Source organism: Streptomyces acidiscabies, assembly GCF_020010905.1.
Lineage (GTDB): Bacteria > Actinomycetota > Actinomycetes > Streptomycetales > Streptomycetaceae > Streptomyces > Streptomyces acidiscabies.
This window is the reverse complement of sequence record NZ_JAGJBY010000002.1, coordinates 1,404,003-1,419,464: the sequence shown is the minus strand read 5'-3', so window position 1 is coordinate 1,419,464 and position 15,462 is coordinate 1,404,003. Positions and strand designations below refer to the sequence as shown.

12 protein-coding genes are annotated in these 15,462 nt (G+C 71.7%); 8 read left to right on the top strand and 4 right to left on the bottom strand.

Annotation, left to right across the window (positions count from 1 at the left end):
- Positions 1-3 precede the first annotated feature (3 nt).
- The 6 genes from J8M50_RS33325 (at position 4) to J8M50_RS33300 (ending at position 6,685) form a co-directional block, all read left to right on the top strand.
- Positions 4-216 (top strand): MbtH family protein, encoded by a 213-nt coding sequence (locus J8M50_RS33325; protein WP_010350001.1) that lies wholly within the window; start codon positions 4-6, stop codon positions 214-216.
- A complete protein-coding gene (locus tag J8M50_RS33320) occupies positions 213-902 on the top strand; it encodes a thioesterase II family protein (RefSeq protein WP_010350002.1) in 690 nt (229 codons plus the stop codon). The genes J8M50_RS33325 and J8M50_RS33320 overlap by 4 nt, the downstream gene beginning before the upstream one ends.
- Positions 903-916: 14 nt before the next feature.
- Complete coding sequence (locus J8M50_RS33315) at positions 917-1,741, top strand: SDR family oxidoreductase (RefSeq protein WP_010350003.1); 825 nt, start codon at positions 917-919, stop codon at positions 1,739-1,741.
- 168 nt (positions 1,742-1,909) lie between these two features.
- Positions 1,910-4,243: a non-ribosomal peptide synthetase gene (locus J8M50_RS33310; protein ID WP_010350005.1), complete on the top strand. Its 2,334-nt coding sequence runs from the start codon at positions 1,910-1,912 to the stop codon at positions 4,241-4,243.
- Positions 4,244-4,301: 58 nt separating this feature from the next.
- The gene (locus J8M50_RS33305) at positions 4,302-4,775 is read left to right on the top strand and encodes an SRPBCC family protein (RefSeq protein ID WP_010350006.1); all 474 of its coding nucleotides are present in this window, start codon (positions 4,302-4,304) and stop codon (positions 4,773-4,775) included.
- Between the two features lie 590 nt (positions 4,776-5,365).
- Positions 5,366-6,685 (top strand): hypothetical protein, encoded by a 1,320-nt coding sequence (locus J8M50_RS33300; protein ID WP_223786365.1) that lies wholly within the window; start codon positions 5,366-5,368, stop codon positions 6,683-6,685.
- A gap of 23 nt (positions 6,686-6,708) precedes the next feature.
- Here J8M50_RS33300 and J8M50_RS33295 read toward each other — a convergent pair whose 3' ends face one another.
- Complete coding sequence (locus J8M50_RS33295; protein ID WP_029183314.1) at positions 6,709-9,003, bottom strand: AAA family ATPase; 2,295 nt, start codon at positions 9,001-9,003, stop codon at positions 6,709-6,711.
- A gap of 128 nt (positions 9,004-9,131) precedes the next feature.
- Here J8M50_RS33295 and J8M50_RS33290 point away from each other — a divergent pair, with 128 nt between their 5' ends.
- Positions 9,132-9,509 (top strand): hypothetical protein, encoded by a 378-nt coding sequence (locus J8M50_RS33290; protein WP_141655519.1) that lies wholly within the window; start codon positions 9,132-9,134, stop codon positions 9,507-9,509.
- On the top strand, positions 9,496-10,635 hold the full coding sequence (locus J8M50_RS33285) for a WD40 repeat domain-containing protein (protein ID WP_141655520.1): 1,140 nt from the start codon (positions 9,496-9,498) through the stop codon (positions 10,633-10,635). The genes J8M50_RS33290 and J8M50_RS33285 overlap by 14 nt, the downstream gene beginning before the upstream one ends.
- Before the next feature lie 31 nt (positions 10,636-10,666).
- Here J8M50_RS33285 and J8M50_RS33280 read toward each other — a convergent pair whose 3' ends face one another.
- The 3 genes from J8M50_RS33280 to J8M50_RS33270 form a co-directional block, all read right to left on the bottom strand.
- A complete protein-coding gene (locus tag J8M50_RS33280) occupies positions 10,667-14,491 on the bottom strand; it encodes an nSTAND1 domain-containing NTPase (protein ID WP_010350011.1) in 3,825 nt (1,274 codons plus the stop codon).
- A complete protein-coding gene (locus J8M50_RS33275; protein ID WP_010350012.1) occupies positions 14,488-14,892 on the bottom strand; it encodes a hypothetical protein in 405 nt (134 codons plus the stop codon). The genes J8M50_RS33280 and J8M50_RS33275 overlap by 4 nt, the downstream gene beginning before the upstream one ends.
- 279 nt (positions 14,893-15,171) lie before the next feature.
- A complete protein-coding gene (locus J8M50_RS33270) occupies positions 15,172-15,399 on the bottom strand; it encodes a hypothetical protein (RefSeq protein WP_141655521.1) in 228 nt (75 codons plus the stop codon).
- Between the last annotated feature and the right edge of the window lie 63 nt (positions 15,400-15,462).

Sequence of the window (15,462 nt, the reverse complement as noted above, 5' to 3'; positions counted from 1 at the left end):
GACATGACCACCAACCCCTTCGACGACGACTCGATCGAGCACTTCGTGCTGGTGAACGACGAGAACCAGCACTCCCTCTGGCCCGCCTTCGCCGAGGTACCGGCCGGGTGGACGGTCGTGCACGGCCGGGCGAGCCGGACCTCGTGCCTGGAGTACATCGAGGAGCACTGGACCGACATGCGTCCGCAGAGTCTCATCGACGCGATGGGACAGTGACCGTGACCAAGCTGATCTGTCTGCCCTACGCCGGTGCCGGTGCCTCCTTCTACCGGCCCTGGTCCGGTGGCGAGTTGGAGATCGTCGCGCCTCAGCTCCCGGGCCGTGAGCGGTTGATCGACGACGAGCCGTACCGGAACGTGCACGACGCCGTGGCCGGGATACTGGGCCAACTCGACCTCGGCGGCGGCCGGTTCGCGCTCTTCGGGCACAGCCTCGGGGCCGTCCTCGCCTATGAACTCGCCCACCGGCTCGCCGCGTTGCCCGGCGTCGAGGTCGCGCACCTCTTCGTGAGCGGTTCCCCCGAGCCCGATCTCGGGCGTGAGCGGCGGGCCACGGGGCTGTCCGACGGCGAATTCCTCGACCGGGTCGGGGAGTTCGCCGGGTACCGGCATCCCGCGCTGGAGGACCCGGAGATGCGGGAGCTGCTGCTGCCGACGCTGCGGGCCGACGTCGAGATGCACGAGACCTACGTCCGCAGCACGAGCCTTCCGCTGGACGCGCCGATCACCGTTTTCCGGGGCGTGGACGACGAGTTGGTGACCCACGAGGAGGCGGCCTCCTGGTCCAAGGCAACCAGCCGTGACTTCGGCCATGTCGAGGTGCCCGGCGGTCACATGTATCTCACCGAGTCGGGGCCGGAGTTGGTGCGCATGATCGCCGACCGGCTCACGTCCGTTTCCTAGTCAGGGAGTTCCGTATGCGTCTCGACGGAAAGTCGGTGCTGGTGACCGGCGCGGCTCGGGGGCTGGGGCGGGCGATCGCGGTGGCCTGTGCCCGTGAGGGAGCCGATCTGGCTCTGCTGGACATCTGCGGTGATCTGCCCGGGGTGCCGTATCCGCTGGGTACGCGGGGGCAGTTGGAGCATACGGCCGGCCTGTGCAGGGAGGCGGGCGCTGCCGTGGTGACGGTCGAGGCCGATATCCGGGATCTGCTCGCCGTACGGGAAGCGGTGACGGTCGCCTGTGACCGGTTCGGGCGGATCGACGTCGCCGTCAACAACGCGGGGATCGCGGCGCCTTCGGGGAAGCCGGTGCATGAGATCGACGAGGACGAGTGGGCGTTGATGATCGACGTCGACCTGTCGGGCGCGTGGCGGGTGATCCGTGAGGTGGGCAAGGCGATGAGTGCCCGGCGGTCGGGGAGCATCGTCAACGTCGCTTCCACGGCTGGGCTGGTGGGGTATCGGCACTTCGCCGGGTACGTCGCCGCCAAGCATGCCGTGATCGGGCTCACCAAGGCCGCCGCGCTGGACTACGCGCCGACGAAGGTGCGGGTGAACGCCGTGTGCCCGGGGTCCGTTCGGGACGAACCGCAGGCCGAGGGGCGGATGTTGGCCGAGATCGCGCGGGCGTTGGAGGTGCCGGTGCATGAGCACGAGCGGACGTTCGTGGAGGCGCAGCCGATGAACGCGCTGATCGAGCCGGAGGATGTGGCCGGGGCGGTCGTGTTCCTCGCGTCCGACGAGTCCCGGCAGATCACCGGGTCCGTACTGACCGTGGACGGCGGGTTCAGCGCCCGCTGAACTGCCGGAGAACATTGAGGAGTTGCCCCCGTGTCGTCGTCTCTTGCCGCGCGTTGCTGTGCCCTGCGGACCCCGTCCGCCTCTGTCGAGCCAGGGTCTCGGGCTTGGATCGAGGATCTGCCCGTACCCGCCGATCATCCGATCGCCGTGCGGCGCCGGGAAGTCGAGATGGCGCGGGCCGCGGAGGGGGTGCGGCGGGTGGTGTTGCGGTACGCGGACGGCGGCAGCGATCTGATCGCTGTCGGGCCGCGTGGGGGTCACGTCGGGCCGGTGGACGGGCTGGAAAGCGCGCCCCCGCCGCCCTGGGGTCTCCCCGACGGTACGCCGGGCGCCCCGTACATCCTGCCGATCAGCGAACTCGGCGATGAGAGCAGCTGGTTGACCGCCCTCGGCGTGACGCTGGCACGGTACGGCTCCGAGGACGCGCTCCTCGGTACCGATCACGGCGCCTACGTCCTTCGCGACGCGAAGCCCGTTCCCGCGAGCGGTCCCGTCCTCGCCGGGCTCCTCTTCGACGACGTCGAGTGGGGCGGGGAGTATGTGCCGTGTCTCGCGCCGCCGTTTCCGTTGACCGTGTCGGTCGTGCGGGACGTCAAAGGGGTTCGGCTGCGGTGCGACCATCTCGGGAGCCACTTCTCGGGAGAGATCGCCGCCCAGTTCGTGCGGCATCTCGTGCATGTTCATCGGCAGGTTCTCGACGAAGTGCCTCCGAGCGAGGTGGAGTTGCTCGACGCCGGGGAGCGTGGGCGGGTCGTGGCGCTCGGGCGGGCCGGGCGGATCGCTACGCCGGGGTCGGGTGCCGTCAGTGTTGTGGAAGCGTTTGCACAGATCGCCGGGCTGGCGCCGGAGCGCGTCGCCGTGACGGACGGCGCGGAGCAGCTGACGTACGGGGAACTCGACGCGCGGGCCGGGGAGTTGGCGCGGGGACTCGTCCAGCGAGGGGTGGCGCCCGGGGATCGGGTGGGGGTGTGTCTCGACCGCACCGCCGAGCTTGTCGTCGTACTGCTCGCCGTGCTGAAGGCCGGGGGGACGTATGTGCCGGTGGACCCCGCGTATCCGGCGGAGCGGATCGCGTACACGGCTCGGGACGCCGGGTTGCGGGTGATGGTGACGCGGTCGGCGGGGTTCGCCGATGCGGTCTCGCCGGATGAACTCGTCTTCGGAGAAGGTAAGTTGCCTGCGCCGGGGGACGGGCCCGCGTACATCGTCTACACGTCCGGCTCGACGGGGCGGCCCAAGGGAGTCGTCGTCCCGCATCGGAATGTCATCGCCCTCGTCGATGCGACGCGGGAGGAGTACGGGCTGGGTTCGCAGGACGTGTGGACGTGGTTCCACTCCGCCGCCTTCGACTTCTCCGTCTGGGAGATCTGGGGGTGCCTGCTCACCGGGGGGCGGCTGGTCGTCGTGCCGTACTTCGTCTCGCGCGAGCCGGACGCCTTCCGGGATCTGCTGGTGTCCGAGCAGGTCAGTGTGGTCAGCCAGACGCCGTCCGCGTTCGGGCAGTTGATGAGCGTCGAACACGGCGCCGTGGGCGTGCGGTTGGTCGTCTTCGGGGGTGAACCCCTCGACGCACGTGGGGTGTTGCCGTGGTTCGACCGGCATCCCGCGTGTCGGCTGGTCAACATGTACGGGATCACCGAGACCACCGTCCACGTCACCGAGCAGACCCTCACCCGGGCCCTGGCTCTCGCCGGGACCCGTTCCGTGGGACGGGCGTTGCCGGGGTGGAACCTGTATGTCACCGGCCCCGAGGGCGAGTTGCTCCCTCCCGGTGTCGCGGGTGAGATCTGCGTCGGTGGTGCCGGGGTCGCGCTCGGGTACCTCGGGCAGGAGGAGCTGACCGCCGAACGGTTCGTGCCGGACCCGTACGGCGACGGTCGGCTCTATCGCAGCGGTGACCTCGGCCGGCTGCGTCCCGACGGGCGGCTCGAACACCTCGGCCGTATCGACAGTCAGGTCAAGGTCCGGGGATTCCGGATCGAGTTGGACGAGATTCGCAACGTACTGCTGGAGGATCCCGAGGTGCGGACGGCGGCCGTCGTCGTCCACCGCGAGGGGGACGCGGCCGGGGCGCGGATCGATGCGTACGTCGTACTGAACGGCGGCAGCACCGGCACCGTACGCGAACGCGCCGCCGGTCTCCTCCCCGAGTACATGGTGCCGGCGACGGTCACCGCCCTGGACGCCTTGCCGTTGACGGCGAACGGGAAGCTGGACGTGTCGCGGCTCGTCGCGGCTCCGGCGCCCGCGCTCGCGCAGCAACAGGAGCAACCGTTTACTGACGATCTCACCGCCCGTCTCACCCGGATCTGGAGCGACGTCCTCGGCACGGACGTCGGTCCCGACGACGACTTCTTCGAGCTCGGCGGGAACTCCCTCTTCGCCGTACGCATCACCGCCGCGCTGCGGGAACAGGGGCTTCCGGCCGTGCGGCTGCGGGAGCTGTACCGGAATCCGACGATCAGGGGAACCGTTGCAGGGCTGGAGCGGAGCGGAGACTAGGATTCCGGCGACCTCAGGATCCGTATGTAGAAACGCGTTGCAGAAACGAGGGAGCCCCATGTCCGACGAGCGCTTCGAGGTGGCCCGCGAGATAGCCGCGCCCCCGGCCCGCGTCTTCGCCCTCCTCACCGATCCGCGCGGCCACGTCTCCATCGACAGCTCCGGGATGCTCCAGTCCGCCGACGGCGAGCGCGTGGCCAAGGCCGGTGACTCCTTCGTCGTCCACATGGACCGCGAGGCGCTCAACGACCGCCCGATGGGCCGGTACGACGTGACGGTCGTCATCACCGCGTACGACGAGGACGCGCTGATCGAATGGACGCCCGTGTCCCCCGACCTCAAGCCGGACATCGACCACCGGTACGGCTACGTCCTGCGCGCCACCCCCACCGGCACGCACGTCACCTCGTACTACGACTGGAGCCAGATCCACGAGCGTTACCGCGCGGCCGGCATCTTCCCCATCCTCCAGGAATCCGCCCTCCGCGCGACGTTGGGCATCCTGGCGCGCACGGTCGAGAACCCGGCCTGACGCATACCGGACGCGGTCGTCCATCCCTCGCCGGATAGCATCGGATGATCTCCCGCTGAACAGCGGGCGGCGTACGAGTGGCGAGGGGGCGGAGCGGGCTGTGGGCGGTGCGGTGGGGTGGTTGCGCGTGCCCGTGGGGGAGGACTCCGGGCGGTGGGTGACGCGGAGTGGGTGCCGACGGGTGTTGTTCGTCGTGCACAACGTCACTTCCGCGACTCGGTTGTTGGATGTGCTGCCGCTGTTCCACAGCGATGTGCGGGTGCAGTTGTTCGCCACGTGTACGAGGTCGTCGCCGTTTCTCGCGGGGGTGCCGGAGTTGTTGGCGGGGGTGGGGGTGCCGGTGGTGCCTTGGGAGCAGGCGAAGGAGGCCGAGTTCGACCTGGCCGTCTCGGCCAGCTACGGGGGTGAACTCGGGGAAATTCGGGGGAATTTGGCCGTATTGTCACACGGGGTCGGATATAATAAGAGGCTGGCAACGCCTCAACGCCTCAACGCCTCAACGCCTCAACGCCTCAACGCCTCAACGCCTCAACGCCTCAACGCCTCAACCACCCGCCCCAGCCCCCGTGTTCGGCCTCTCGTCCGACTGGTTGCTTCGCCCTGACGGCCGACCTCTCGCCGCCGCGACCGTCCTGTCCCATCCCGAACAGCTCGACAGGCTCAGGGAGTCGGTGCCGGCAGCGGCGGAGACCGCCGCTCTCGCGGGGGACCCCTGCTACGACCGTATCCTCGCGGCGCTTCCTCAACGTGAGCGATTCCGCCGGGCGTTGGGCGTAGCGCGCGGGCAGAAGCTGATCGTCGTCAGTTCCACCTGGGCGCCGAGGTCCCTGTTCGGCGGCGACGCGTGGGACGAGGACGACCTCCTCCCCTGGCTCCTCTCCCGGCTCCCGGCGGAACTCCCCGCCGACGAGTACCGCACAACAGCGGTCCTCCACCCCAACATCTGGCACGGTCACGGCCCCGGCCAGGTACGAGCCTGGCTGGACGGCGCGCAGCGGGCCGGCCTGGACACCGTCGACCCCCTCGAAGGCTGGCGGCAGGCCCTGATCGCGGCGGACTGCGTACTGGGCGACCACTCCAGCGTCACGTACTACGCCGCGTCCATCGGCGTCCCCGTACTCCTCGGCGCCTTCCCCCAGCAGGACTTGGCCCCGGACTCCCCGGTGGCCGCCCTCGGCCGCACGGCCCCTCAACTGGTCCGGCGAGGCAGTCTCCGCGCCCAGATAGACCGGGCGATCAGCACACACGACCCGGCCCGCTACAAGGACCTCGCGGAGCAGACGAGTTCGTCGCCGGGCGAGTCGGCAGCGCTTCTACGGCGCCTTTTCTACGGCCTGTTGGGCATCCCTGAACCGGAGACCCACCCGGCCCTCCTGAACCCCCTCCCGCTCCCTCCGTACACCCCGGCCCAACTCACCGCTCCGGTACGCGTGTTCACGCGTCGCCGCGACAACGCGATCGAGGTGACCCGGCACCCCGTGACCGGCGACGCTCCCGACCCGCGCACCGACTCCGACGCCGCCCACACGGTCGTCGACGAGGAGACCCGCGAGACGGGCCGCCTGACGCTCGCCGACATCGTCGTACGCCGCGCCCCCGAGAACGACCCCCGCCTGGGCCCGCCCGCGTCGTGGACGGCGGAGACGCTGGCGAGGTACCCGTACTGCGGCCTGGCGGTGTACGTGGACGGACCGGACCGGTGTGTCGTGGGGACGCGGGACGGGAGGGTCGTACGGCTGACGGCGGCACCGGAGCCGGACGGCCGCGCGGATCTGTGCGACCCGGCGGCGTACGCGTCGGCGTTGTACGCATGGCTGACCGATGAGGAGCAACCTGCGGAGATACCGGGTGAGTTGACGGTGCGGACGGGGGCGGAGGCGCACCGGGTCAGCGTCACGAGCTACCCCTGAGGCACATCCCCCACCCCGGCTCCTCACACGGCGAGTTCGGCGAGCCGCTCCCGAACCCGCCCCGCTCCGGCCGCGTCCCCATTCCCCTCATACCACTTCCCCGCAACCCGCAGATCCGCCGCTTCCTCAGCCTCCCGCCCGGCCCGCCGATGCACATCGGCCCGCAGCTCGACCGCGTCGGCGTGCTGCGGCCAAGCCCCTTCGGACGCCATGATCCGGACGGCCTTGTCGAGGCAGACGAGGGCCTGTTCGAGGTCACCTGCGTTGCGGTGAAGTTCACCAAGGCAGGTGTAGACGCGTCCTTCGTTGTGAACGTCGCCGAGTGAACGGAAGCCCACGAGCGCGCCGTTGAGCCGGGCGAGGGCGGCGGAGAAGTCACCCGCGCCGGTCTCGGCCCGCCCGGTGTGCAGGTCGAGGAGGGCGATGGCACGCTCCTTGTCCTGGAACCCGTCGTCCCCGTCGGCGACACGCGCCCAGACGGCCCGCGCCTCCTGGAACCGCCGGGCGGCCTCGCGCCAGTTCCACAGGCGGAGTTGGAGCAGCCCGGCGGTCTCGACCGCGCTGGCCTCACCGCGATGATGCCCGCAGGCCTGGTCGGCGGCGATGGCGTCGGCGAGCGCCTCGGCGGCCTCGTCGGCTCGCCCGACTCCCATGTAGGCGAAGGCGAGTTGGACCTTCATCCGCCCCACCGCACGCGGATCGCCGAACTCCTCGGCCTGCCTCCGCGCGGCGTCCACGCCGAGCAGGTGGGTGTCGATCCACTGCGTATGGAACCCGAGCCGCAGGTGCAGGCTCCACGTCGCCTCGCACAACTGCCAGACGAGGTCGTCGAATCCGTGGTGCGCGGCGGCCCGGATCACGGCGGCGATGTTCTCCCGCTCACGGCTCAGCTCCGCCAACGCCCGCTTGCCGTCGGGTGATTGGGCCCGGAGCCCGCGATAGGCGGGCCCGAGCCGCCACCGCAGCGGCATCACCCGATGATCCGCGCTCGCGGTCGATTTCAGCAGCGCGACGGCAACGCGCCGTACGGCGGCGGCTGTTCGCCCGAGACCGTCCTCGGCGTGGGCCAACTCCCGCGCGTGGGCCCGAGCGGCGTCGTGGAAGCGGTACCGCTCCTCCTCGACCTCCTCCAACAGATGTACGCGGGCGAGGTGTTCGAGCTGTTCGCGTGCCGTGCTCTCGGTGACTCCGGCGGCAGCGGCGGCGATCTGGAGGGTGATCGTCGGCCAGGCCCAGGCGCCGAGCGCGCGGTAGAACGCGGCGGCGTCGGCTGGGAGTTGGCCGTAGGAGACGTCGTAGGCGAGGCGTACGGGGTTGTCGGTCATCGGTCCGGCTTCCTCCCGTCGTAGGTCTCGGGCCACCCGTTCCCAGCTCAGGTGTTCGCGCTGCGCGAGCCCCGCGCCGGTCGTGCACACCGCGAGCGGGTACCCGCCGGTGCCCTCGGCGACGGCCCGAACTGCCGTCTCCGGGGCGGCTCTTCCCACCGTACGCGTCAGCAGGAGCATGGCGTCCTCGGTCGAGAGGGGGCCGACGGTGCGGGGGCGGGCGCCGTAGTGGGCGGTCAGGCGGGCGAGCCGGTGCCGGCTCGTGACGAGGGTCAACGACGTGGGGGACGCCGGGATCAGGGGCATGACCTGGGCGTCGTCGTGCGCGTTGTCGAGGACGACGAGGAGGCGGCGGTCGGCGGTGAGGGTGCGGTAGAGGTCGCGTTGGCGGGCCTCGTCGCCGGGGACCCGGTCGGGCGCCACTCCGAGGGCTTCGAGGAAGCGGGCGAGGACGTCGGAGGGGGTGAGGGCGGTGGCGGCGGAGTCTCCGGCGAGGTCGATGAACAGGTCGCCGTCGGGGAAGCGTTCACGCAATCGGCTGCCGCCCCGGACGGCCACGGCGGTCTTGCCGATGCCGCCGGGGCCGGTGAGGACCCCCACGAACGGGCCGTCGCCTTCGCCGGGCAGCGCCTCGATCCACTCCACGACGTCCTCGCGGTCCGTGAACACGGCGGTCGACGGCGGCAGCATCCGTGGGCGGGCAACGGCAGTTGGGGTCGCGCGCTCCGCGAACCGGGTCGCCTCGCGCAGCCATGCGCTGACTTCCTCGGCCAACTCCCCCGATCTGCGCGAGAGTTCGTCCAGGTCCCGGGCGGCGTCGGCGCATTCCGCCTCGGTGACCGGGAGGGTGGCGGGCTCCCCGGGGTGGGCGCGGCTCAGCAGGCCGTAGAGCCGTTCGGAGATCCGGCGCCCGGCCTCGCCGCCCGCTCCGGACAAGGCACCCGACGCGACCGTGGTGACGGCCGAGGTCGCCATCCCTATCAACAGTGACACGCAGGTCTCCCCAACTCGCCGTTACGGAAATCGTATCCACAAGTTTCTGACCGGCGGCAGGGAGGCAGAAGATGGCACTTACCTCACCGAATGCCACGATTTACACACACTCCGCTACCGTTCCTCCTGTGACAGGCTTGCAAGCCGCGCTCTGGGGACTGCTGGGAAGCGGTGTCGCTGAAGCGCTGAATCTCTCCGCGTCCATGCGACCGGTCGGCCCGCGCCGGAAGTGGCGGTGGCCGTGGCACAGCAGGGCCGACCGGCCGGTGATGCTGGTGGCGGTCGCGCTGCGGCTGTTCGCCGGGCTGGGGCTCGCGGCTGCGCTCGGCGCGGCGGGGTATCTCACCGACGAGACGGCCGCGTTGATGGCGGGCGTCGCGACCCCGTTGGTGGTCGCCCGCCTGTTCCAGGCGATCCCGCTGTACGACGCACCCCCGGGAGCCGACCCCGCCGTACCCGCGGCCCGCGAGAGCGCCGAGAGCGGGAGGTCAAGTGCCGCTCTATGACAGCGGGTTGGGGAGGTGGGTGCGGGCGCTGGCGGCGGACATGTACGGCGGGGTGCGCGCCGAGCGTCAACTCGCCGCGTACGACGGGGTGGACGCCGGTCGCCAACCCGCCCCGTACCCCCGCGACTTCGCGACCCGCCTCGCCCTCGCGCTCGCCCTGCGTCCGCTGCCCCCGAGCCTCCCCTCGGCCTCCCGGCCGGGCCCTCACTGGTTCCCCGGGCTCCTCACCACGTTCGCGCTCGTCCTCACCTGTCTGACCACGGCCGCCGCGCAGGGCGTGCTGCCCACGCCGTGGCGGGAACCGGCGCCGCCCGGCGGGGCGATGCCGGACGTGCGGTGGCGGGCGGCCGGGGGGATGCGTCCCCAAGTCGCGGTGGGCGCCATGGTGTTCTCGTCGGCGGACAGGAACCGCCTGATGGTGGTCGGAGTGGGCGGGGTCGAGGCGTGGGACGTGACGGACACCGCGCGGCCGAAGAAGGCGTACCTCTCGCGGATGCCGGACGCCCGACCGGTGTCGGCGCTGGGGATCGACTCGGACCGCCGGACGGTGCTGGCGGCCTCCGACGAGCAGCTGATCACCTGGGACACCGAGGTGGGCGTACTGCCCTGGCTCGAACCCACCCCCGACGTACGCGGCGTGAAGGCCCTGCGCCAGCGGACCGGGAGTCTCGACATCGTCGTACGCCGCTCGCGGAACCTGACCGTCCTGCGGGAGGCCGCGACGAGCGGATCCGCCCGTGAGGATTTCCAGACGACGGCGAGTTTCTCGCAGGCCGCGCACGCCGCGCAGTTCTCTCCGGACGGCAACACCCTCGCCATCGCCGACGACTTGGGGAACGTCCAGCTGTGGGATCTGACCCGCAACTACGAACCCACCCCCAGGGGACGCCAGTTGAACACCGGCGCCCGCCTCCCGCGCGCCCTCGCGTTCAGCGCCGACGCTGCCCTCCTCGCGGTGATCGGCAAGGACGACGTCGTACGCCTGTGGGACATCACCCACCCGGACCGCCCCCGCCATCTGGGCAACCCGGTCCAACTCCCGGCCAGGGCCGTCGCGTTCGGCCCGGATTCCCACCTCGTCGCGACGGCGGGCCCGGACGGGACCGTGTCGCTGTGGCGGCGCTGACCGTCTCAATGCAGGCCCACCGCCCGCCTGTTCACGCGCAGGGCGGGTCGTACGGCAGGTTCGCCGAGATGTGGTCGTGCCACGTCTCCTTCGTCAGCGCGGTGTGCGTCGCCGCGCAGATCTGCGCGCGGGCGCGCGCCACGTCGGTCTGCCAGAGGCGTACGGTCCCGTCGCTCCCGGTGCTGACGAGCGCGCCGCCGGGGAGGAAGCGCAGGCCGGACACGGAGCCGATGTGGCCGGGAACGGGGGCGCCGTAGAGGGCGGGGTGGGCGGGATCGGCGGTGTTCCAGAGGCGGATCTCGCCGCCCGCGTCGCCGCTGGCGAGGAGGTGGCCGTCGGGTGAGAAGTCGGCGGAGTTGAGGATCGCCCCGGCCGTGAGGGGGCCGCCGGTCTGGCGCGGGGCGCCGGTGCCGGAGACGTCCCAGAGGTGAAGTCGGCTGTCTCCGCCCGCTGTTGCGAGGAGCCGGCCGTCGCGGCTGAGGGTGATCGCGTAGACGATCTGCGCGTTGAGGGCGTACCCGGTCATCACCGGGGCCTTGCCCGGTCCGGTCCGCCAGGACCGCAGCAGGCCGATCATGTCCCCTGAGTACATCTTGTCATTGGCCGGGTCTGCCGCCAATGCCCGCACGGGCAGGGTGATTCCGCCGATGTTGCCGCCAAGTGCCGTAGCCTGCGCGGGGTTTGTGGTGTTCCAGGCGCGCAGTCCGCCCGCGTACCGGTTACGGACCTCCAGGTAGCCGGCGGTGAGGGTGGTGCCGTCTGCGGCGAAGGCGAGTGCCGACACCGGGTCGCCGGCGCCGGTCAGGGCGGGGCCGAGCGAGGTGGGACGGGCGGGCGAGGTGACGTCCCATAGTCGGACAGCTCCGGTGAACTCCCCGGTGGCGAGAACCTGTTGGGGGCCAGGGCGGAACGCGAGCGCGTTCACCGAGCCGGTCAGCGCCGGGAGTTCACCGAGGCGGACGAACCGGTCGGGCGCGGAGACGTCCCACAGGGTGACGCGGCTGCCCGTGGCGACGGCGATGCGGCGCCCGTCGGGCGTCGCGGCGAGCGCCAGCACCTCGTCGCCGATGACCAGCGCGGGCGGCAGGCGCCAGAGGCGTACGAGTCCGTCGGCGCCGCCGCTGACGACCGTACGGCTGTCGGGGCCGAAGGCGAGGGTGCTTGCCATGCCCGAATGGCCGCGCAGGGTGGGGGTGATGACGCGGGCGCGGGCCGGGACGCGGACGTTCCAGAGGTTGACGCCGCCCGATGTGTCGCCGGTGGCGAGGAGTTGGCCGTCGGGGCTGAACGCCACCGAGTTGACCACCGAGTTGAGCATGAGCTGGTTGACGGTGGTGAGGCGGCGGGGGTCGGTGAGGTTCCAGAGCAGGACGCGGTAGTCGCTGGAGGCGGTGGCGAGGGTGTGGCCGTCGGGGCTGATCGCGACCTGGTTGATGACGAAGGCGTGGCCGCCCTTCGGGTCGGGCAGCGGTTTGGGGCGGGTGGGGTCGGAGACGTCCCAGAGCTTCAACAGGGCGGCGCCCTGGCCTCCTTGGGCGGTGCCGCCGCCCGCCACGAGGACCTTGCCGTCGGGGGTGAGGGCGACGCTGCCGATGCCCTGGCCGCTCGTGTTCAGGGCCCGGCTCAGCCGGTGCGGGGCGCGCGGGTCGGCGAGGCTCCACAGTTCGACCTCGCCGGTCATCGAGGCGGAGACGCCGGGGGTCGCGGTGCCCGTGGTGGTGACGGCGACGGCGAGGGTGCGGCCGTCGGCGCTGAGCGCGAGGCTGCCGACCGTGCCGTGCGGGGAGACCCGTACGGGTGCGGACAGCGGCTGCGGGCGGGCCGGGTCGGAGAGGTCGAGGACGCGGATCAGTCCGTCCGAACTCCCCCACACCATCAGGTTGTTGCGCTTGTCGTAGACGAGGGGCTGGATGCCGCCGGTCGCGGTGCCGGCGCGGATGTCTCCGGTGAGCAGGGTGGGGACGGTGGTGCGGGGTACGTTCCACAGGCGCAGTCGGCCGAGGCTGTCGGTGGGGGCGGAGGTGGCCGTCATGAGGCGTCCGCCGGGGCCGAAGGCGACCGTGTGGACGAGGCCGTACCGGCCGGGCAGGGTCTGCGGGAGGATCGCGCCCGACTCGGCGAGCAGGTGGGTACGGAGGGTGTCGGTGGGCCTCATGTCGTAGGCGGCGAGGTCGAGTTGGGCGGCGAGCGCGCTGTCCGTGCCGCGCAGCCGGTCGGCCTCGGCGGTGACCCGGTTGAAGATCGCCTCGTCGCGCTGTTCGACGGCCTCGCGGCGGCGGTCGAGGGCGTAGACGGCGAGCGCGGAGGCGATGAGGGCGAGCACGGAGACGACGGCGACGGCGCCCCGGCGCAGCCTGCGGGTACGGCGCTGCTGGGCACCGGAGGCATGCAGGAACGCGGCGGCGAGCGGGGTGACGTCGGCGGGGTCGGCGACGGCCGCCCAGGACCGGGCGTGGTTGAGCCGGTCCCCCCTGAACAGGGCGTCCTTGTCGCGGTGTTCGCCGTCGGACCAGCGGACGGCGGCCTCCCACACCTCTTGGCGGACCAGGCTGGTCTTGCTGCTGGGGGCGATCCACTCGTCGAGCGTCTTCCAGCCCCTCAGCAGTGCTTCGTGCGTGATCTCCACGGTCCCGTCACGGTGTCGGCCACCCCCCTGGGTGAGGAGCCGGGCCTCGGTGAACGCGTCGACGACGAGCGGCACTTGGGCGGGGTCGCGGGCCTCCTGGAGGAGTTCGCGGCGAGTGCGGCGGCGGAAGGTGGTCGCGCCGCGTTCGTCGACCCGGACGAGTCCGGTGAACAGGCCGCGCGCCACGTCTTTCTGAGTGTCCGTCAGGTTCTTGTACACGCGCTCGGCCGCCGCGTTGACGGCGTCGTCGATGCCGCCCGCCGCCCGGTACGCGGCGACGGTCAGGCGGTCGCCGGTGCGCTGCTGCCAGGTGGAGTGCAGCGCCTGGGAGAGGAACGGGAGGCGGCCGGGCGGGTAGGCGTCACGCTGGGGCGCACCCGCGCGCAGATCGCGGACGATGACGTCGGCGAGCTGCGGGTCGATGGAGAGGCCCGGCACGCGGCTCACGGGGCCCTCAATGGCCGCGCGGACCTCGTCGTCGGTCATCGCGCCGACGATCACGTCGTTGCGCAGGGCGGCCCGCAGGTGCGGGTAGGGGGCGCAGTCGCCGTAGCGGTCGGCGCGCAGGCCGTAGACGACCAGGGCGAGGGGGGTGAGGGCGGCGAGGGCGTCGACGAAGCGGGTGCGGGCGGATTCGTCGCGGCAGTGGGTGAAGAGTTCCTCCAGCTGGTCGACGACGATGACGACCCGTGCGCCGGGCGGGAGTTGGAGGCTGGTGCGGAGCAACTCGCGGTACGTGGCGGGGCCGTTGTCCAACGCGGCGCGCACGTGGGCGGGTTCGGCGCCGGTCAGGCGGGCGGAGGCTTCCGCGAGCTGTCCGACAGGGTCGTCCGTCGGCTTCAGCAGGAGTTGGGGCCAGCACTGGGAGCCCGGCAGCATCTGGCCTTTCGTCAGCTCGGGGAGGAGACCGGCCCGCAGGAGGGAGGACTTGCCCGCGCCCGAGGGGGCGACGACCGCTGCGGGCGTCCCCTCGTCCAGGCACCTCTTCAGGGTCTCCCCCAACTCCGCGACCAGCTTCTTCCGTCCGAAGAACCAGCGCGCGGACTCCCGGTCGAACGCCTTCAGTCCGGGGTAGGGACACTCGGTCACGGCGGACGGGGTGTCGTCGTAGGCGGTCGTGCCGTCGCCGTACTGGTAGACGAAGATGTCTCCGGCGGCCTGGAGGACCCTGCTGTCGCCGGTCGCCCATGCGGTGAGCGTGAGGGCGACCGATTCCTGACGGTCTGTCATGGTGTGGGTGCCTGGCCGATGTTCATGTCTCCGACGGACTGGTAGATGCGGGAGCGGTCGTGGGACTCGGCGTTGAGGACGGGACCCGTCTGCGGGGCTCCGTGCGGGGCGAGTTCGGCGACCAGGTCGAGGAGGGCGCGGGCGGCCTCCGGGTCGTCCTCGACGATTCTTCTGAACCTCAGCCGCCAGGCCGCCGTGAGGTCGGAGCGGTTCGCCTCGTCCGCCGGGTCGGCGAGCAACAGGGCGCGGTCGCGGGCGAGTTCGAGGGGCAGGCGTTCGGTGTCGGGCGTGCGGCGCAGGCGGGCGAGGAGGAGGCGGGCACGCTCCCAGGTCTCCGTGGTGAGGGCGCCCACGAGCGCGTTCGCGGCGCTCGCCGCGAGAGTGGCCAGTTCGGTGTCCATGGGTGCGCCCCCGTAAACGCGATGCCGATGGGTCCTGTGTGGGGACTGTTCTCGCACCGGTCCGTGCCGTCCGCGCGCGGTTGAACGTATCTGGTGCGCTTCGGACTTGGTGTGACCGTTCGATGTGCACGGGCCGACCGGACGGAGTCCCCTGATGCCGTTCTCACGGCTCCGCCGGCCGGCCCTGGGCGCCGCTCGCGCCCGTTTCCCCTGTGCGCGGCCCGCATCCGGCTCCCCGGGTCCGCGTCCACAACGTACGGCGGGGTGTTCGCGGTGTCCTCAGGGGTCGCCCCCTGGTTCTGCGTCCGGACCTCCCGAGAACCGGGATGCCTGCGGGTCGTCCAGGTGGGCCTCCAGGGCGGAGACCAGCGAGACGACGCCGTGGAAGGGGTGACCCCGGTCCTCGGGGCCGGTCTTCACCGTCCCCTCCAGGTGGCCCTCCGGCGACCTGCGCAGTTCGATGAGGATCAGCACGTCGGACTCCTTCGCCGTGGGCCGACTCGCCACGCTAGGACGGGAGTTCGGGGCGCGCGTCGGGAGGAACCCCCGAGAAACCGTCCGGCCGCCCCC